Consider the following 18,112-nt stretch of genomic DNA (forward strand, 5'->3'; position numbering starts at 1 on the left):
TCAGCTGTCGAAGACGTCGGTGGGGCTGCCGAAGACGCTGTCCGTGCCGGCCGGGTCGTCGGGGATCAGTCCGCCGCCGTCGGGCAGGTCGGGGGTGTCCGGTACGGCCTCGGGGCCGACCTCGTCGGTGGCGTCGAGGGAGTCCGGGGAGGTGCCGGGGTCCGCCACAGTGGGCTCGTCGAAGGGCGGGGCGTCGGGGATCGCCGTTCCGAGGTCGGGTACGGCGGTGCCGCCCGAGGGGGCGAGGGGGGTCCCGGGGACGGTGGGGGGTGGCGTGGCGGTGGGGGTGCCGGGGACGGTTCCGGTGGGGCAGTCGGTCGGCTCCGTCGGGGGCTCCCACGTCGGCAGGCCGGTCGGGGTGTCCGTGAGAGGGCCGGTCGGCGTGTCCGTGAGAGCGCCGGTCGGCAGGTCGGTGGTGGGCGTGACGGTCGGCGTGGCGGTGGGCGTACCGGTCGGCAGGTCGACCGGCGCCTCTCCGGCGCTCTCCGGCGCGACGGTGGGCGTGGGGGTCACGCAGTCGGTCGCCCCGGGGGAGGCGCTCTCGTCCGTGGGGGACCCGCTCGGCGAGGTACCGGACGCGCTGTCGTCGGGGGTCGGCGCCGGCGGGGTTGGCACGGGCACCACGCGGTCGTGGCGGACGTCGTGACCGATGCGCCGCTCGATCCAGGTGCGGTGGACCGGGTCGATGATCGTGACATCGGTGACGACCTGGGGGGTCGGGACCACCGCGACCATCCGGGTGGTCAGGTATCCGGGCCAGGCGCGGCCGCCGGTGCCCGGGTTGCCCGGGGTCACCGCCGGCGGCTTCAGGGGGTTGCCGCAGGCGCAGCGCACGCGTGGCAGGCCCCGGTTGTCGACGAGGACCGCGGTGCCGGCCTGGAGGACGGACTGGTAGGAGGTCGTCCGGCCCTCGCGGTAGCCGTGGTTGGTGACCCGCGTGTCGGCGCGCAGCACGACCGGGGCCAGTCCGCGCAGAAAGTCCGGGATCGCTTCCAAGGAGATGCCCTCGGCCTCGGCGAAGGCGCGCGCCCGGGCCGGGTCACGGGTCAGGTGGTCGGCCTGCCGGGCGACATCGCAGCTGGCGACCCGCGCGGTCCCGCCGTAGAGGCCCGGGGTCCCGCCGGACAGGGACCGTACGCCGGTCTCAGCCGAGGGACCCGGTTGGGTCGTTCGGGTGAGCGCGGGCGACGGGGCCGTCGGGGCCGCGGTGGAGTCCGTGAAGGGATCCGGCCCCTGGGCCGCGGCCGGCTGGAGAAGGAGTTCTCCGCTCGGTTCCGTGTCCTCGCCCCCGGCGGCGGCGCAGCCGGCGACGAGGAACGCCGCCGAGAGCGCGCAGGCCGCGACGAGGGTTCCGGTGGGTTTGCGCACCACTCTCTCCCGTCCATCCCGGGCAGTTCGTCACTATTGTCTGCTTCACTCACTTGGGTTACGCAAGCGGAGGCCGCGGTACACGGAGCGTCACACGGGCTTCCGGCGCGACAATGGACGGGAGGAGCGCACGGACGTGAACTGGTTCAACGCACCGGACTTCTGGATGAGCCGATTGGTCTTCCAGCGGGGCCTGGCCGCCCTGTACGTCGTGGCGTTCGTGACGGCGGCCCTGCAGTTCCGTGCACTGATGGGCGAGCGGGGCATGCTGCCCGTCCCCCGCTTCGTCGAGCGGACGCCCTTCAAGCGGGCTCCGAGCCTCTTCCACCTGCACTACTCGGACCGGTTCTTCGCCGCGTGCGCCTGGGCGGGCTGCGGGGTGTCGGCCGCGCTGGTGGCCGGCCTCGACTCACAACTCCCGCTGTGGGCCGCAATGGTGCTGTGGCTGGTGCCGTGGCTGCTGTATCTGTCGATCGTGAACGTCGGCCAGACCTGGTACGGATTCGGCTGGGAGTCCCTGCTGCTGGAGGTCGGGTTCCTCGCCGTCTTCCTCGGCAACGACGAGGTGGCCCCGCCGGTCGTCGTCCTGTTCCTGCTGCGCTGGATCCTGTTCCGCGTCGAGTTCGGCGCGGGTCTGATCAAGATGCGCGGCGACGCGTGCTGGCGGAAGCTGACGTGCCTGGACTTCCACCACGAGACGCAGCCCATGCCGGGCCCGCTGAGCTGGTTCTTCCACCATCTGCCCCGGCCCCTGCACCGGGCGGAGGTGGCCGCCAACCACGTCACCCAACTCGCCGTGCCCGTCCTGCTGTTCACCCCGCAGCCGGCGGCCACGGCGGCGGCCGCCCTGATGATCCTCACCCAGTTGTGGCTGGTGCTGTCGGGCAACTTCTCCTGGCTGAACTGGATCACGATCGTCCTGGCGCTGTCGGCGGTGAGACTCCCCGGCGATCCACCGCCCCTCCCGGGCACCCCACTCTGGTACGAGGTGCTCGTCCTCGCGGTCGCCGCGCTGCTCGTCGGACTCAGCTACCAGCCGGCCCGCAACATGCTCTCCCGCCGCCAGGTCATGAACCGCTCCTTCGACCCGCTCCACCTGGTCAACACCTACGGCGCCTTCGGCAGCGTCAGCCGGATCCGCTACGAGGTGATCGTCGAGGGCACGGCGGACGAGGTCCCGCGCGAGGACTCCGAGTGGCGGGAGTACGAGTTCAGGGGCAAGCCGGGTGATCCCCGGCGCTGGCCCCGTCAGTTCGCGCCGTACCACCTGCGGCTGGACTGGATGATGTGGTTCGCCGCGCTGTCCCCCGCGTACGCCGGATCGTGGTTCGGCGCGATGGTGGAACGGCTCCTGGAGAACGACCGCGACACCCTGCGACTGCTGCGCCGCTCCCCGTTCCCGCCCGACTCCCCGCCCCGCCACATCCGTGCCCGCCTGTTCCGGTACCGCTACACGACCTGGGACGAACTGCGGGAGACGGGCGCCTGTTGGGAGCGGACGTACGTGCGGGAGTATCTGCCGCCGACGCGGCTGGCGGGGGTGGCTCAGAGGTCGTAGAGGCGGAGGGGGTGGCACCTTCTCCGGCTCGGCGAGGAGGCCGGCCCTGGTCCTCGGGCACGCTCACGACGGCTCGTCGGTGGGGACCGGGGCGTCGGCCGGCAGCAGGCCGGCCTCGCGCAGCTCCTGCCAGAACGCGGCCGGGACGGCGGCCGCGAACTGGTCGGCGCAGTCGTGCATCTCGGCCGCCGAGCGGGCGCCGACGAGGACGCTCGCGACCGCGGGATGGGCGGCGCAGAAGCCCAGCGCGGCGGCACGCAGGGTGGTGCCGTGGTGTTCGGCGACGGACTTGAGCCGCAGAGCGCGTTCCAGCAACTCGGCTGGCGCCTCGGCGTAGTTGTAGGTCGCTCCCGGTTTCGGGTCCGCCAGCAGACCCGAGTTGAAGGCGCCGCCGACGACGACCGCGATGCCCCGTGTCACGGCCGCCGGGAGCAGTTCGGTCAGCGCGTCCTGGTCGAGCAGGGAGTAGCGGCCGGCGCACAGCACCACGTCGACGTCCGTGTCGCGGACGAAACGGGTGAGCATCTCCGTCTGGTTCATGCCCACGCCGATCGCGCCGACCACGCCCTGCGCGCGGAGCCTCTCCAGGGCCGGATAGCCCTCACGGAAGGCCTGTTCGGCGTGGTCGTCGGGGTCGTGGAGGTAGACGACGTCGACGCGGTCGAGGCCGAGCCGTTCCAGACTGGCCTCCAGGGTGCGGCGTACGCCGTCGGCGGTGAAGTCCCAGACGCGGCGGTGGGCCGCGGGGACCGCGAAGCCGTTCGCGAGGTCGTCGCCGCCCGCCGTCGTGGGTTCCAGCCGGCGGCCGGCCTTCGTGGACACCGTGTACTCGGCGCGGGGGTGTGCGCGCAGGGCCGCACCCAGTCGGCGCTCGGACAGGCCGAGGCCGTAGTGCGGGGCGGTGTCGAAATAGCGGACGCCCCGCTGCCAGGCCGCGGTGACCGCCTCGTGCGCCTGCTCCTCGCCGACCTCGGTGAAGAGGTTGCCGATCGCGGCCGCGCCGAAGGCGAGCGCGCTGACCTGGACGCCGCTGCGACCGAGGGTGCTCACCGGCCCGCCGGCCGCATCCGCAGGCCCTGCATGCCGCCGTCGACGGCCAGTGAGGTGCCGGTGGTGGCGCCGGACAGCGGGCTCGCCGAGTAGGCGACCGCGCTCGCGACTTCGTCGGCCGTCACGAGGCGGCCGGTGGGCTGGCGGGTCTCCAGGGCGGCCCACTCCGCGGCCGGGTCGGCGGCCTTGGACAGCAGGCGGCCGATCCACGGGGTGTCGGCCGTACCGGGGTTGACGCTGTTGACGCGGATGCCCTCGCGGACGTGGCCGGCGGCCATGGCGAGGGTGAGGGAGTGCACGGCACCCTTCGTCGCGCTGTACAGCGCGCGCTGCGGCAGGCCCGGCCGCGGCGGCCCACCACGCGGCCGCGGACCTCTCGTACGCGGCGGAGGCGAGTGACGCACGCTGTCCGTCACAGGATGCGCCGCACGGCCTCCACGATCGCGCTCCGGCATTCCGCCGGGTCCGACGTCAGGAGAGTCGTCGCCGGCATGCTCGCGGCATTCGTCGGGCTCCAGGCCGAGGCGATGGCCAGGACGAGGGTGAGAAGCGTGGCCGGGGCGAAGCCCGATGTGCCCACTTGGTCCTTCCGGACCGCTTCCAACGAGGCGAGCTTGTTGTTGCGGGTCGGCTCGGCGACGGCAGGGTCCCGTTCCACGGCAGTGCCGCGTTCCAGTCGGTGCCAGGTCGCCAGGCGGAGCACCTCGGGGTGCTTCTGGTAGAAGTCGAACAGTCGCCCGGCGTAGTCCGGCAGGTCGTCAGGTGTGAAGGGCACCATGTCGAGGCCTCGCCCGACGTGTGCGTCGAAGACGGCGTCGAAGAGCCCGTCCTTGTTGCAGAAGTAGACGTATATGAGGTTCTTGTTCGCCGAGGCGGCCTTGGCGATCCGGTCGACTCGGGCTCCCGCGATCCCGTATGCCGCGAACTCCTCCGTCGCCGCCTGGAGGATGCGCGCCTTCGTGGCTTCGGCTCGGGACATGGGGGTCATGTTAACAGCGCCTAATGGGTCTTGCCGTGGCGAAGAGACTCGGTGCCGGTGCCGTCGGCAGATGAGCGCTCCAGCCGCCGGAACCGGTGAGTTCGGGGGGTCAGACCGTGCCCCGATGGTCGGCCGGGAGGCCGGACCGCTGATGGGGTGGCGTGCCTGCCCCTGGTGGTGTGAGCACTGAATCCATGAGGCCGTGTGCCGCCTCACGTAGGCCGCGGAGAGCGAAGTGCCGGAAAGAGCAGCCGAGTTGCCCCTGATCGGCGATGGCTGGGACGAAGGCCGACGCGATGTGGAGACCGGGACGAGGCGGGCCGCAAGGCCACAGCGAAGCTGCCCGAGGGAGTGGAGGGCATCGTGAAGCCGCACCAACTCGTCGCGCGGCACGGCGGGGGGGACCTGGTTCCGGCCGGGGTGGTAGTGGGGATCGAGACCGGCCGCGGTTCGCGGGTGCAGGCCCTGATCGCCTCCGGTTACCAGGGAGGACGAGGTGGCTCGCCGGAGGCGTACTGCCTCCGGCGATGTCGCACGCGGTCCACTACCTGGTGGACACGGCGTCAAGTGGCGAGCGATGCCGTTGGGCGCCCCGCCGTGGAATCCTCCCGGCCCACGCCCTCTTCCTACGCCGGCGTGACCATGGTCCGGTCATCGAGTTCCACGACTGGCCGCGCGGGAAACTCCGTGCGAAGGCGGGCCGGGCTCGGCGCCGAGTGTCCGTGTGATCGACTCCCGGCCGGTGAAGGCGGACGCCGTCGTGGGCCCGGCGGGTGTCGTCACCTCAGTCCGAGTGCGTCGATCAGTGCCTCGGAAGCGAGCAGCATGACGGTGCACCACAGGGTGACGCCTGCCATGAGCCAGCCGATCAGCTGCCACCGAGGCAGGCCCAGCGCCGTGCCCAGCATGGCCGATCCCCAGGTGCCGAAGAGCGCCGGCCCGATGATGCCGAAGCCGATGACGCCGTACCGGTTCACCACGCGCCGGGCCCGTCGGCCGGTGGGGCCGTCGAGTCGGTTCCGACGTTTCCCCGGCGGTGCCCCGGCGGTGACGGGTCGCCGCTTCGAGCGCCAGACCTGCCAGCGGGTACGCAGCCATCCGACCGTGAAGACGGCGGACAGCAGGCACCCGGCCGCGCCGAGAAGCACGGCGAGGAGCGCGATGGGCGGTGCGAGGGAGATCGAGAGGCCGAACGGCACGGCCGGGGTACCCAGGGTGAATCCGGCGAGCACGGCCAAGGCGAAGTTCAGCACGTATCGCTCCTCGTCGGGTGGGACGGAAGCCGCGTCGGATTGCGGCGACAGTGTGTTAACTAACCAGTTATGCTAGCGCGGTGACCACCTCACCATTCCCCTCAGCACCCTTACCGAGCGGCTCCGTTGAGCGACTGGCGGCATGCAAGTACGTACTTCTCACGACATTCCGCAGGGACGGGCGGGCGGTGCCCACTCCGGTGTGGGTGATGAGGGACGGGGACTGCCTGGCGGTGTGGAGCGTAGCCGACGCCGGCAAGGTCAAACGGATCCGAAACAGCGGCCGGGTGACCGTCGCCCCGTGTGACTGGAGGGGGACTCCGAAGGGAGAGTCCGTGTCGGGTGTCGCCGAGCTGCCCGCGGAGCAGGACACCCTTCACTACCTCGACTTGATGAAGCGCAAGTACGGTCTCGTCGCGCGGGTCGGCTTGCTCGGTAGTCGACTGAAAGGGCCCGGGCACCGCACGGTGGGCATCCGGATCCGACTCACGGAGTGACCCTCGCGACCCCTGGCCGTGTCCGGCCCTCACATCCCCGTCCGAACCCTTGTTGACGGGCCCTCAAATCTCCGGCAGCCTTGCGCCAGAAGGCTAACCATCTAGTTAGTCAAATATTTCGAACGGAGTGGCCCCGCCATGTCGTTATCCACCGGCGAATCCACCAGCGTTCCGCCCGGGTCAGGACCATCGTCCCCGCGGTCCTCGCGGCGGTGGTGGGCGCTGGCCGTGATCGCTCTGGCCCAGCTGATGATCATGCTGGACGCCACCATCGTGAACATCGCGCTGCCGTCCGCACAGGCCGACCTGGGCTTCTCCGACAACGACAGGCAGTGGATCGTCACCGCCTACGCACTCACCTTCGGTAGCTTGCTGCTGATCGGCGGGCGTATCGCCGATCTCTTCGGCCGCAAGGAGACCTTCCTCGCGGGTGTCGTCGGTTTCGCCGCCGCCTCGGTACTCGGCGGAGCCGCCGGCAACTTCGAACTCCTGGTGCTGGCCAGAGCGCTCCAGGGCGTCTCGGGTGCCCTGCTGGCGCCGGCGGCTCTCTCTCTGCTGACGACCATCTTCACCGACGTCAAGGAACGAGGCCGGGCCTTCGCGATCTTCGGTGCCATCGCGGGCGCCGGCGGGGCGCTCGGCAACCTGCTCGGCGGCGTGCTGACCGAGTACCTCACCTGGCGTTGGACCCTCTACATCAACCTGGCGTTCGCGGCGGCGGCGTTCCTGGGCGGTCTGCTGCTGATCGAGCGTCAGCCCCGGGCGACCCAACGCGCCAAGCTCGACGTCCCCGGCGCGGTGCTGGTGACCCTGGGACTCTTCGGCCTGGTGTACGGGTTCTCCAACGCCGAGTCGCACGGGTGGGGTTCTCCCGCCAGCTGGGGTCTGCTGGTCGGGGGTCTCGCCCTGCTCGCCGTCTTCACGTACTGGCAGTCGACGACGGACCGGCCGCTGCTCCCACTGCGCATCCTCCTCGACAGGGACCGCGGAGCCTCGCAGATCGCCATTCTGGTCGCCACCGGAGGCATGTACGCGGTCGCGTTGTTCCTCGCCTACTACATGCAGCAGACACTCATGTACACCCCGGTCGAGGCGGGACTCGCCTTCCTGCCCATCCCGGTCGCCCTGGTCGTTGCCTCCGGCCTGGCCGTGGGAGTCCTCATGCCCCGGGTGGGACCGAAGATCGTGATCCCCCTCGGGATGGCGCTGCTGGGTGTGGGTATGGTCTGGTTCACCCGCCTGGAGCTGGACAGCACTTACGTCGGAGGCATCCTGCCGCCGCTGGTCGTCCTGGGCCTCGGTCTCGGCATGGTCTACGCGCCGGCGATCGACCTGGCCACCTACCGGGTGCACGAGGACGACTCCGGTGTGGCCTCTGCGGCGGTCAACACCACGCAGCAGATCGGTGGTTCGCTGGGGATCGCCGTCCTCAACACGATCGCGGCGAGCGCCGCGGGCAGCTATCTCAGCAGCCGGCAGGCCACGCCCGAGGTGATCGCCGAGGCGGCGTTGCACAGCTACTCCACCGCGTACTGGTGGGCGGCCGGCCTCGCAGCCGTCGGCCTCGTCGTGACCTTCCTGCTGTACCGCCCCGGCGTTCGGGAAAAGTCCCCCGACGCGGCGAAGACCGTCGCCATGTGACGACCTGCTCCACGAAGTCCTCTCCAACCTCGAACAGGAAGCAGCCCCCCGGGGGGCCGTCGCGCGCCCGCGCCGACGGTCACACCTTGGGGGGCTGCTTGGTCTGGCGGCCCTTGAACGACTCATGAGGGAAGCTGAGCACTGCGCCCACGGTCCGCCCTGGGCTCCGGGGCGGCACGGCGCGGAGCCCGCTTGGGCCCGACGCCTCGGAATCGCTCTACCGGAACTCCTGCGTCGGCAGGACCGAGGGCCACCGGTACCGAGCACCCTTGATCGTCACGGACCGCGTCGCACCGGACGGGCCGTACCCCTCGCTGAGACATCGACGCCGCGGCATGACCGTCCAGGCCGTCCGAGCCGCGATCTCCTGAGCGGACCGCACCGGGTCCGGTGGCGCCACCTCCCGGATGGCTTCCCGCCCTGGGCCACGGTCCGCGGCTCCACGGAACCGGCGGATGGCAATTCCGATTCCGGCCTGCGGTCGAAATTAGTCATGCGATGCAGGTCATATGTCAGAATCATGTGCCGGAGCGAATCGTGTCCAATGACGAGGTCGCCGCGGCGGCGGGGGTCGACGACGCGTGGATCACCGGCAAGACCGGCATCCGGGAACGGCGATGGGCTGCCGACGGCCAGGCCACCTCGGACCTGGCCACCGCCGCGGGGCGTGCCGCGCTGCGGTCGGCCGACCTCACCGCCGAGGACCTGTCCGTGATCGTGGTCGCCACATCCACACCCGACCGGCCGCAACCGCCCACCGCCGCCTACGTCCAGCAGCGGCTCGGCGCGATCGGTGCAGCCGCGTTCGACGTCAACGCGGTCTGCTCCGGCATGGTGTTCGCGCTCTCCGCGGCCGAGGGCGTACTCACCCGCACCGGCGGCCACGCACTGGTCATCGGAGCGGACCTGTACTCCCGCATCCTGAACCGGGCCGACCGCAGGACCGTGATCTTGTTCGGGGACGGCGCCGGAGCGGTGGTCATGGGGCCGTCGGTCGGCCACGGACCACGTATCCGGCACCTCGCGCTGCACTCGTTCGGCGAACTGTCGGGTCTCATCGAGGTGCCCGCCGGCGGCAGCCGCATGCCCGTGGACCAGACAGTCCTCGACGCGGGGCTTCAGTACTTCGCGATGGACGGGCGAGGTGTGCGGAACTTCGTCGGTGACCACCTGCCGCAGCTGGTCAAGGGATCCTGCACGAATGCGATGTCGTACCCGACGACGTCGACCACTTTGTACCGCACCAGGCCAACGGCACCATGCTGGACACCGTCTTCGCCGACCTGGAACTGCCTCGCGCGACCATGCACCGCACAGTGACGCACTACGCCAACACGGCAGCCGCCTCCATCCCCATCACCCTGGACGCGGCCGCCCGCGCCGGTGTCTTTACCCCCGGCGACCTGATCCTCATCGCCGGCTTCGGCGGCGGCATGTCGGCGGGATTCGCGCTGGTTGAGTGGTGAGAGAACCCAGGCCGGTGGGTTGGTGGGTGGGTGTCTGCGTGAGAGAGGTGCCCGGTGGCAGGTGACACTATCTGCCGCCCCTCGCCTACCGGTCGGCCGGGAGCACGGCTCAGGGACCACCGCTACCGCAGCTCGAACCTGGGTGGCTCGGAGTTGCCGGTGACGCTCGTTGCCGAGGCGTGTTCCGACCGTATCGCGGGGGCGACGGGAAGAAACCGCTGATGAGCGTCGAGGCGAACATGTCGAGGACGTCCCGCTGATCGCGGACGTGGTGTCAGTCTCCTCGGCGCGCAACGACTACGACGACCGCACCGCCGAATACGGCCGCCACGCCATCCCCGTCAACCTGGCCGACGGACGCATCTCCACCCTGGACCTGGACAAGCGGCGGCCTCTGCCAGTTCATGATCACGTGGCAGGCGCACCGACCCGGCCGCACGTGAGAAACGGGCGCGCGGGGATCCTGATCCGGCTCGCCCCGTGACCCCCGCCAATTCCGGTGGCAGGCGCAGACGCCGACCCCCCGCTCCTGGTAGCGGGGCACGTCGACGGTGCGTCCCGCGGGGATCCGGTCGCCCCGCGCGAGGAGTGGGAGGAGGGTCCGGGTGCCGTAGAAGGCGCCGGTCACGGCGAGACGCCGTCCCGCGCGCAGTTCGCAGCCCTCGTCGCCGAGCGCCGCCCGGGACGGCCGGATGTCGATAACGATGTCACCGGTGCGGGCGCCGCCCTTCACGAGCGCGACCGTGCCGTGGCCGCCGCCCGCAGATCGTCGGTCAGGGTGCCGGCGACCCGGCGTTCTGCGGGGTCGTCCGCCACCAGACGGGCGCCCGGCCCGAGGGCGTAACTGCCGGAGGCGGGTGTCCAGTCGAACAGGGCGGGCACGGTGACCGGCGGTCCGGGTTCCTGCCCCGCGACCGCCGGAACCGGTGCCAGGAGCAACATCAGCGCCGCCGTGACGCCGACCAGTCTCAGCCGTTTCCTCATGAGCGACTCCCCATTCATCGGAGGGCTGATGATTGGCTCGGGCCCTCAGCCTGTCAATGGGGGCCGACAGCACAGAGGTTGGGGTATTGATCGGATGACCTGCGGGTCAGCGGACACAGTCGGCCGCCGGACCGCGAAAGGTCCAAGAGAACCGGCCTGAATGTCCAAGCGCGATCGCTCTCGACGCGGCGTCCACTGCCGGGCAGAGTTCTCCCTACGTACCCACCAGTAGCCGCCGAGGAGCGCCCGTGACCAGCTGGGTCGGCCGGACCGCCGCCGAGATCGCCGCCGCCGTACGGGAGAAGCGGGTCACGCCCCGCGAGGTGGTGGCCGAGCATCTCGCCCGTATCGAGCGGCTCGACGGTCGTGTCGGCGCCTTCCGGGTGGTCCGCGCCGAGGCCGCACTCGTCGAGGCCGACGCGGTGGCCGCGCGGGACGACCTGGGGGAACTGCCGCTGGCCGGCGTCCCCGTGGCCGTCAAGGACAACCTCGCCGTGCGCGGCGAGACCATGCGGGTCGGTTCCGCGGCGACGCCGGACACGCCCGCCGCCGACGACCATGTGACCGTGGCCCGGCTGCGGGCGGCGGGCGCGGTGGTGGTGGGGCTGACCACCGTTCCCGAACTGTGCGTGTTCGGCACCTCGGAGGGCGTCCACGGCACCGCCCGCAACCCGTGGGACACCTCGCGCACCGCGGGAGGATCGTCCGGCGGGAGTGCGGCGGCGGTCGCGGCCGGCCTGGTTCCGATCGCCCTGGGCAACGACGGGATGGGCTCCCTGCGCATACCCGCCGCCAACTGCGGACTGCTCACCCTGAAGCCGGGCCCGGGCGTGGTCCCCGCGGGTACCAGCACCTGGTTCGGCATGTCGGAGAACGGCCCTCTCGCCACGACGGTCGAGGACGCCCGCCTGATGCTCTCCGTCCTCGCGGACACCAGATTCGTACGACGGGACGCGCCCGCCACACACAGGGTGGCCGTCTCCCTGCGCAGCCCGATCGCCGGGGTCGCCATCACCCGGCCGTACACGAACGCGGTCCGGGAAGCGGCGGAGCTGCTGATGAAGGCGGGCCACCAGGTGCGCCGGGCGGATCCGCCCTACCCGCTGTCGCTGAGCTTCACCTCGCTCGCCCACTGGACGGCGGGCACGGCACTGGACGCCCGGGACCTCGACCGACGGCGGCTCACCCGGCGCACCCGGGTGCACGCGACCATCGGGCGCCGGTTCGTTAACACGGCCCGGTCCGGAGGAAGCCGCGAGGCGCTGCGGCGGCGCCTGGCCCCCTTCTTCGACGAGCACGACGTGCTGCTCACCCCGGCGCTCGCCCGCCGCTCCCCCCAGGCCGCGGCCTGGCACGAGCGGGGCTGGCTGCGCAACGTCCTGGCCAACACCAACTACTCGCCGCTGACCCCGCCGTGGAACCTGACCGGCTGGCCGGCGATGTCCGTCCCGTTCGGCACTCTGCCCTCCGGTACCCCGTGCGCCGTACAGCTGGTGGGGCGGCCCGGCTCGGAGGCGGATCTGCTCGCCCTGGCACAGCAGGTGGAGGAGCGGCATCCGTGGCAGCGGACGGCGCCGCTGCGGTGAAGGCGTCTAGAGGGCCTTGTACATGATGTGCAGGCCCACCCGGCCGTGCCGGGGGTGGTCGAAGGCGTCCGGGACCGTGCCGAGGATCGTGAAGCCGAAGGAGGTCCACAGCTTCACGGCCGGGTTCGTCTCGACGACGGCGTTGAACACCATGCCCCGGTAGCCCTGGGCCTCGGCCGCGGCCAGGATGTGTTCGGCGAGGGCCCGGCCGATGCCCCGGCCGCCCTGCCCGGGGTCGACCATGAAGCCGGCGTTGGCGATGCGGGCGGCGGGCCCGGCGTAGTTGGGGGTGAGGTAGGCGGAGGCGACGAGGGCCCCGGTCTCGTCCTCGACGACGTAGACGCGCTTGGCCGGGGCCATCCACAGGGCGCGGGCCGCTTCCTCGGAGGTGTCCGGGTCCCAGGTGTAGGTCTCGGCGGCGGCGACGATCCGGTGCCAGAAAGGCCAGATCCGTGGCCAGTCCTCGGCCACGGCTTCTCTGATCAGCATGGGCGTGAGTCTCGCACGCCCATGCCATCGGCGATCGCGACGGGTCCTGTCCCGCGCGGGGGTCAGTCCACGCTGGGCAGGATGTGGGGCTCGGCCAGGTCGTCCTCGTAGCCCGCCAGGCGGATGGGGGCGGACCGGGCCCACACGTCGAGGCTGCCGATCTCTCCGGGCCGGCGGCCCGCGCGCTCCGTGCGTTCCTTGGGGCGCTGCTCGCGATTCGTCTTCTCCGGTGTCACCGCGCACTCCTTATGTGTCGGGTCACCCTCGGGGCGGGCCGGTCCATTCGACGGCGTGGTTCCCGGCGCCCGCTCGGGTCTGGCTCAAGGCAGTTCGGACGCGGTGGCGCCGGTATCTCGTGGAGATCAGGCCGTTGTGAAGCGGCGGTCCCATGACGGACCTTGGGTGTGGGTAGAACCCGGTACTGCTGTCCGTCGGCTACAGATTAACCAAATGAGCGGCCGTCCGCTCGATAGCGCTGAAAACAAAGGGTAACTATCCGAAGTCATCCCGTGTTCCACCAAGCAGGATATGCACCTGTCCGGCACATCATGACCGTTTTGAGAGTCGCCCGTATGGCCTACTGAGCCGAACAGGCGACGTAGTTCAGATCCCGTTGGCCGAATCGCAAGCCGTCCATGGTCTGCTGACGGACGGCAACGGCCTGTCCGGCGGGAGGACTGACGCATGGAGCTGCGCAGTGTCGAAGAGCTGATGGATCTGCTGAGCGCCTGTCGGGGCGCGCGGGCCGCGCCGGGTCTCGGGGACGGGCGGGTGGATCCGCAGCAGCACGCGCTGCGGACCGCCGCGCTGCTGCGGCGCGGCCGCCCCGCCGACAAGGAGCTCCAGGTGGCGGGGCTGGTGCACGCGATCGGCCCGCTGCTGCGGCCGGGCGACGGCTTCGCCCAGGCGGACTGCGCCGCCGACGCGGTCCGCGCCCTGCTCGGCGAGCGCGTCTACCGCCTGGTCCGCGGCCGCGCCCCGGGCGCGGGCCTGGCCGACGACGATCTGCTGCGGCTGCGCCAGGCCGGCGAGGAGGCCCGCACGGCCGGGTTCGACGCGGGTGTCCTGGAGGACTGGCGCACCGTGCTGGAACTGGTGGCGGCACGGAACTCGCGCCTCGGGGCTGTCGACTGACGGTCCGTCATGAGACGGTACGCCGATGACGTCGTCGTACGGACTTCGCGGCCAGCATCCTCTCCAGGGGCTCCAGGGGCTTCAGGGGCTCCAGGGCAGGGCCGCGATCGTCACCGGGGGCACACGCGGGATCGGGCGGGCCGTGGCCGGACAGCTGGCCGAGGCGGGGGCGCTGGTGTGCGTGACGGCCCGCGACGCCGACGCCGTGCGCCGGACCGCCGAGGAGCTCGGCGGCGTCGGACTGGCGGGCAGCGTCGCCGACCCGGCCCATCCGCGGGCGGTCACGGAGCTGGTCCTGCGGGAGTTCGGACGGCTCGACGTCCTGGTCAACAACGCGGCCACCAACCGCCCGTACGGACCGCTGATGGCAGCGGACCCGGACGAGTGGCGCGAGGCGTTCGCCCTCAACGTCGAGGCACCCCTGCGGCTGGTGCAGTGCGCCTGGCGGACGTGGATGGCCGAACACGGCGGCGCGGTGGTGAACGTCTGCACCGAGGGCGCCGCCCACGTCGGTCCGAACGTCGGGGCCTACGGCACCACCAAGGCCGCCCTGCTCCACCTGACGCGGCAGCTCGCCGGCGAACTCGCGCCCGGAGTGCGGGTCAACTCCGTCTCCCCCGGCCTGGTCCGCACCGAGATGGCGCGCTTCGTCTGGGAACCGGGCGAACGTGAGGTGGCCGCGGGACTCCCGCTCGGCCGGATCGGGGAACCGGAGGACGTCGCCCGGGCCGTGGTGTGGCTGGCGTCTGACGCGGCCCAGTGGGTCACCGGGGCCGATCTGCTGGTGGACGGGGGGACGCGGGTACGGGCCGCGTACGCGTCGACGCCGTACGCGGTCCACGACCGGCTGCGGTCCGGGGCGCCTACGGACACCGGACCGGGCTCACCCTCAGGCCGCTGACGCCGCATGCGCGGGTGCCCGAGGACGAGGCGGCCGCACGGCCGCGCCCGACCGGGCGAACAGGCGGGGGGCGGGCCGGCCACCGGATGAGCGGCCTACCACTTGCCGGGCGCGTAGTCCTTCAGGAAGACGCCGTACAGGTCCTCGCCCTCCTCGCCGCGCACGACCGGGTCGTAGACGCGGGCCGCGCCGTCGACCAGGTCGAGGGGGGCGTGGAAGCCCTCCTCGGCGAGGCGCAGCTTGTCGTAGTGGGGGCGCTCGTCGGTGATCCAGCCGGTGTCGACCGAGGTCATGAGGATGCCGTCGGTCTGGAACATCTCCTGGCCGCTGGTCCGCGTCACCATGTTCATCGCGGCCTTGGCGGCGTTGGTGTTCGGGTGGCCCGCGCCCTTGTAACCGCGGCCGAAGACGCCCTCCATCGCCGAGACGTTCACGACGTACGCGCGCCCGCTCGTCGCCTTCTTCGCGGCGGCGGCCATGACCGGGCGCAGCGCGCTGATGAGGATGAACGGCGCCGTGTAGTTGCACAGCTGGGTCTCGAGAAGCTCCACCGGGGAGATCTGCTCGATCGTCTGCACCCAGGTGTTGCTGTCGACGACGTCGGGGACCAGGCCGCCCGCGTCGATGGCGGTGCCGTCGAGGTGCCGGGCGACGCTGGCGTTGCCCGCGATCAGGGCGAGGTCGGCGACCTTCTGCGCGTCGAGGTCGCTGGCGCCGACGGGGAGCGCGGCCGCCCCGGTCAGACCGTCGACCGCGCCGGAGTTGAAGGCGCCGATGACGTGGTGGGCGGGGAGCTCTCCGGCGGGCAGCGGGGCGCTTTCGCCCTCGACCAGTGCGGCGTAGGCGGAGGGCAGGCGGCGCACGGTCTGCGTCGCGTTGTTGATGAGGATGTCGAGGGGGCCCGCCGCGGCGACCTGGTCGGCGAGGGCCACGGCCTGGGCCGGGTCGCGCAGGTCGATGCCGACGACCTCGAGGCGGTGCATCCAGTCCGCCGAGTCGTCCATGGCCCGGAAGCGGCGGATGGCGTCCTTCGGGAAGCGCGTGGTGATCGTGGTGTGCGCGCCGTCCCGCAGCAGCCGCAGCGCGATGTACATGCCGATCTTGGCGCGGCCGCCGGTGAGCAGGGCGCGCTTGCCCGTGAGGTCGGCGCGGGCGTCGCGCTTGGCGCGGTTCAGGCGGGCGCAGTCGGGACAGAGCTGGTGGTAGAAGTAGTCGACCTCGACGTACCGGGTCTTGCAGGTGTAGCAGGAGCGCGGGCGCTGGAGTATCCCCGCGACCTGGCCCTCCTCGGTGCCCGACGACGGGAGGATGCCCTCCGTCTCGTCGTCGATCCGCTGGGCGGAGCCGGTCGCAGTGGCCTCCGTGACCGCCTTGTCGTGCGCGGTCTTGGCGGCCCGGCGCTCCTGACGGCGGCGCTGCTTCACGGTCCGGTAGATGCCCGCGGTGGCGCGGCGGACGGCGATCGCGTCAGGGTGGTCGACGTCCAGCTTGTCGAGCTCGTCGAGCACGCTGAGGCAGACGGCGAGCCGCTCCGGGTCGATGCCGGGACCGTGGACGATCTCGTCCGTGGTCGCCGAGCCGTTGTCTGTCACCGTCATGGCCGCTGCCGTTCCCTGGGTGTTTCGCGCGGCGCTCCGACGACGACCGCTTTCGAACGGGGAATTTTACGGAGCACCGGGCCGCAGCGCCAAACCCGCGACGATCATGGGTCGCAGGCAGTGATCAGCGTCTCCACCTCCTCGGAGACCGCGCGGGCCAGCCGGTCCAGATCGGGAACGGCCTCGGCGTCGGCGACGAGGCCGTAGTGGACGCGTCCTCGGTACGTGGAGATGGCGATGGCGAGGGACTGTCCGCGGGCCAGCGGGGCGAAGGGGTAGACCTCGGTGACCTGGTTGCCGCCGAGCTTCAGCCCGATGCCCGGCAGGGGCACGCTGGTGACCAGGATGTCGAACCAGAGCCGGGCGGCCTGGCTGACCAGCGGGCCGCCGAGCCGGTGGCCGAGCGCCGGGACGTGGTCGGCGAGCAGCGCGACGGCGCCGGCGCCCCGGTTGGGTCCGGCGTCCTTGTTGCGGTCCATGGCCGTGCGGACCGTGGCGAGCCGGCCCAGCGGGTCCGGGTCGGCGACGGGAAGCCTTATCAGGTACCCGGAGAGCCGGTTGCCCTGTGGGTGGGCGGTGCGCGGGCGGCGCCTGGAGACCGGGATCAGGGCGCGGGGCGCCACGCCGTCGCTGCCGTCGCCGCGTTCGTCCAGCCAGCGCCGCAGGGCGCCCGCGACGACGGCGATCAGTACGTCGTTGACGGTGCCGCCGACGGCCTTGCGGACGCGGTGCACGTCGTCGATGTCGACGACCACCCCGGCGGTGCGGCGGGTGCCGGTGGCCCTGGCGGTGAAGGCGGCCGAGCTGCGTACGTCCAGGGTGGAGCGGGCGACCGAGGTGCCGATGTCGAGGGCCCGGCCCACGTCGGAGAGGGCACCGCGCACCAGGTCCGGCAGTTCGCGGACGTCGGGAAGGCCGCGGGCCGGCGCGGCGGGGCGGGGACGGCGGGGCGCCACGTCCATCGGGTCCAGGATCGCGGCGGCGAGCGTCAGTGCGCGCAGCCCGTCGGCGAGGGCGTGGTGGAACTTGAACAGCACGGCGTAGGAGACCCCGTCCTCCCCCGGCAGTACGTGCGCCTCCCACGGCGGCCGGTCCCGGTCCAGCGGCCGTTGCATCAGCCGGCCCGCCTCGGCCTGGAAGTCGGCCGTCGGGGCGTGCAGCAGGACGTGGTGGAGGGGATCGAAGCCGGGGTCAGGGACGCGGGCGGCGCCGCCGAGCACGGGTGGCAGAGCGAGCGGCTGCCACACGTCCCGGATCCGCATCCGCAGCCCGGGCACCGCGGCGGCCCTGGCGGCCAGCAGATCGGCCGCGTGAGCGCCCGCGGCGGGCGAGGGCGCCGTGAAGACACCGAGGGCACCCAGGTGCATGGGGTGCTCGGCGGACTCCATGTTCCAGAACGCCAGGTCGAGAGGTGCGAGCAGGTCAGAAGTCAATGGCTTGCCTCGCGTCGACGAAGGGTGAGTCAGCAGTCAATCGCCCACTGGCGATTACGGTCAAGTACGATCAAGCTACGCACAGTTAACAACGCATTAAGTCCCGCCCCCTGGGAAGGGCGGGACTCATGTTTCGCGTGTCGCCTCAGCCGTCCGCGATCCCGGTGTACACCAC

General features: G+C 71.8%; 16 protein-coding genes and 2 pseudogenes. 8 read left to right on the forward strand and 10 right to left on the reverse strand.

Features of this window, described 5'->3' with window-relative positions; translation table 11 throughout:
• On the reverse strand, positions 1 to 1,368 hold the full coding sequence (locus AQJ84_RS22645; protein WP_030041762.1) for a DUF6777 domain-containing protein: 1,368 nt from the start codon (positions 1,366 to 1,368) through the stop codon (positions 1 to 3).
• Between the two features lie 136 nt (positions 1,369 to 1,504).
• Between AQJ84_RS22645 and AQJ84_RS22650 the strand changes: the two genes are divergently transcribed.
• Positions 1,505 to 2,926, forward strand: a complete 1,422-nt coding sequence (locus AQJ84_RS22650; protein WP_030041761.1) for a lipase maturation factor family protein — start codon at positions 1,505 to 1,507, stop codon at positions 2,924 to 2,926.
• 63 nt (positions 2,927 to 2,989) lie between these two features.
• Here the strand turns inward: AQJ84_RS22650 and AQJ84_RS22655 are convergent, their stop codons facing one another.
• The 4 genes and pseudogenes from AQJ84_RS22655 to AQJ84_RS22670 all read right to left on the reverse strand — a co-directional run bounded on the left by AQJ84_RS22655 (position 2,990) and on the right by AQJ84_RS22670 (position 6,208).
• Positions 2,990 to 3,976 (reverse strand): aldo/keto reductase, encoded by a 987-nt coding sequence (locus AQJ84_RS22655; RefSeq protein ID WP_030041760.1) that lies wholly within the window; start codon positions 3,974 to 3,976, stop codon positions 2,990 to 2,992.
• Positions 3,973 to 4,317: pseudogene (locus AQJ84_RS22660) on the reverse strand (SDR family NAD(P)-dependent oxidoreductase); the annotation flags it as partial. The pseudogene AQJ84_RS22660 and the gene AQJ84_RS22655, both read right to left, overlap by 4 nt.
• Before the next feature lie 71 nt (positions 4,318 to 4,388).
• Complete coding sequence (locus AQJ84_RS40310; protein ID WP_030041758.1) at positions 4,389 to 4,955, reverse strand: TetR family transcriptional regulator; 567 nt, start codon at positions 4,953 to 4,955, stop codon at positions 4,389 to 4,391.
• A 779-nt stretch (positions 4,956 to 5,734) separates the two neighbouring features.
• Positions 5,735 to 6,208 (reverse strand): small multi-drug export protein, encoded by a 474-nt coding sequence (locus AQJ84_RS22670; protein WP_051870036.1) that lies wholly within the window; start codon positions 6,206 to 6,208, stop codon positions 5,735 to 5,737.
• 80 nt (positions 6,209 to 6,288) lie between these two features.
• Between AQJ84_RS22670 and AQJ84_RS22675 the strand changes: the two genes are divergently transcribed.
• From AQJ84_RS22675 to AQJ84_RS22690, 4 genes and pseudogenes are all read left to right on the forward strand, one after another.
• Positions 6,289 to 6,705, forward strand: a complete 417-nt coding sequence (locus tag AQJ84_RS22675; protein WP_051870035.1) for a PPOX class F420-dependent oxidoreductase — start codon at positions 6,289 to 6,291, stop codon at positions 6,703 to 6,705.
• Between the two features lie 138 nt (positions 6,706 to 6,843).
• Positions 6,844 to 8,346: an MFS transporter gene (locus AQJ84_RS22680; RefSeq protein ID WP_030041755.1), complete on the forward strand. Its 1,503-nt coding sequence runs from the start codon at positions 6,844 to 6,846 to the stop codon at positions 8,344 to 8,346.
• Between the two features lie 498 nt (positions 8,347 to 8,844).
• Positions 8,845 to 9,812 (forward strand): annotated as a pseudogene (locus tag AQJ84_RS22685) (3-oxoacyl-ACP synthase III family protein).
• 268 nt (positions 9,813 to 10,080) lie between these two features.
• A complete protein-coding gene (locus AQJ84_RS22690; protein WP_030041754.1) occupies positions 10,081 to 10,296 on the forward strand; it encodes a hypothetical protein in 216 nt (71 codons plus the stop codon).
• Positions 10,297 to 10,541: 245 nt separating this feature from the next.
• Here the strand turns inward: AQJ84_RS22690 and AQJ84_RS45115 are convergent, their stop codons facing one another.
• Complete coding sequence (locus AQJ84_RS45115) at positions 10,542 to 10,796, reverse strand: hypothetical protein (protein WP_030041752.1); 255 nt, start codon at positions 10,794 to 10,796, stop codon at positions 10,542 to 10,544.
• 248 nt (positions 10,797 to 11,044) lie between these two features.
• On the opposite strand from AQJ84_RS45115, the gene AQJ84_RS22700 reads away from it, so the two are divergent.
• On the forward strand, positions 11,045 to 12,382 hold the full coding sequence (locus tag AQJ84_RS22700) for an amidase (protein WP_030041751.1): 1,338 nt from the start codon (positions 11,045 to 11,047) through the stop codon (positions 12,380 to 12,382).
• Between the two features lie 6 nt (positions 12,383 to 12,388).
• Here the strand turns inward: AQJ84_RS22700 and AQJ84_RS22705 are convergent, their stop codons facing one another.
• Complete coding sequence (locus AQJ84_RS22705; RefSeq protein WP_030041750.1) at positions 12,389 to 12,871, reverse strand: GNAT family N-acetyltransferase; 483 nt, start codon at positions 12,869 to 12,871, stop codon at positions 12,389 to 12,391.
• A 62-nt stretch (positions 12,872 to 12,933) separates the two neighbouring features.
• Positions 12,934 to 13,107, reverse strand: coding sequence for a hypothetical protein (locus tag AQJ84_RS42410; protein ID WP_107082809.1), 174 nt, complete (start codon positions 13,105 to 13,107; stop codon positions 12,934 to 12,936).
• Positions 13,108 to 13,555: 448 nt separating this feature from the next.
• On the opposite strand from AQJ84_RS42410, the gene AQJ84_RS22710 reads away from it, so the two are divergent.
• Complete coding sequence (locus AQJ84_RS22710) at positions 13,556 to 14,005, forward strand: hypothetical protein (protein WP_030041749.1); 450 nt, start codon at positions 13,556 to 13,558, stop codon at positions 14,003 to 14,005.
• Positions 14,006 to 14,030: 25 nt separating this feature from the next.
• Entirely contained in the window at positions 14,031 to 14,906 is an 876-nt protein-coding gene (locus AQJ84_RS22715; RefSeq protein WP_053192566.1) for an SDR family oxidoreductase, read from the forward strand.
• A 95-nt stretch (positions 14,907 to 15,001) separates the two neighbouring features.
• Here AQJ84_RS22715 and AQJ84_RS22720 read toward each other — a convergent pair whose 3' ends face one another.
• Positions 15,002 to 16,504, reverse strand: a complete 1,503-nt coding sequence (locus tag AQJ84_RS22720) for an SDR family NAD(P)-dependent oxidoreductase (protein ID WP_030041748.1) — start codon at positions 16,502 to 16,504, stop codon at positions 15,002 to 15,004.
• Between the two features lie 104 nt (positions 16,505 to 16,608).
• Positions 16,609 to 17,937, reverse strand: a complete 1,329-nt coding sequence (locus tag AQJ84_RS22725) for a wax ester/triacylglycerol synthase family O-acyltransferase (protein WP_030041747.1) — start codon at positions 17,935 to 17,937, stop codon at positions 16,609 to 16,611.
• Positions 17,938 to 18,112: the final 175 nt, after the last annotated feature.

Origin of the sequence: Streptomyces resistomycificus (assembly GCF_001514265.1) — a bacterium.
Taxonomy (GTDB): Bacteria; Actinomycetota; Actinomycetes; order Streptomycetales; family Streptomycetaceae; genus Streptomyces; species Streptomyces resistomycificus.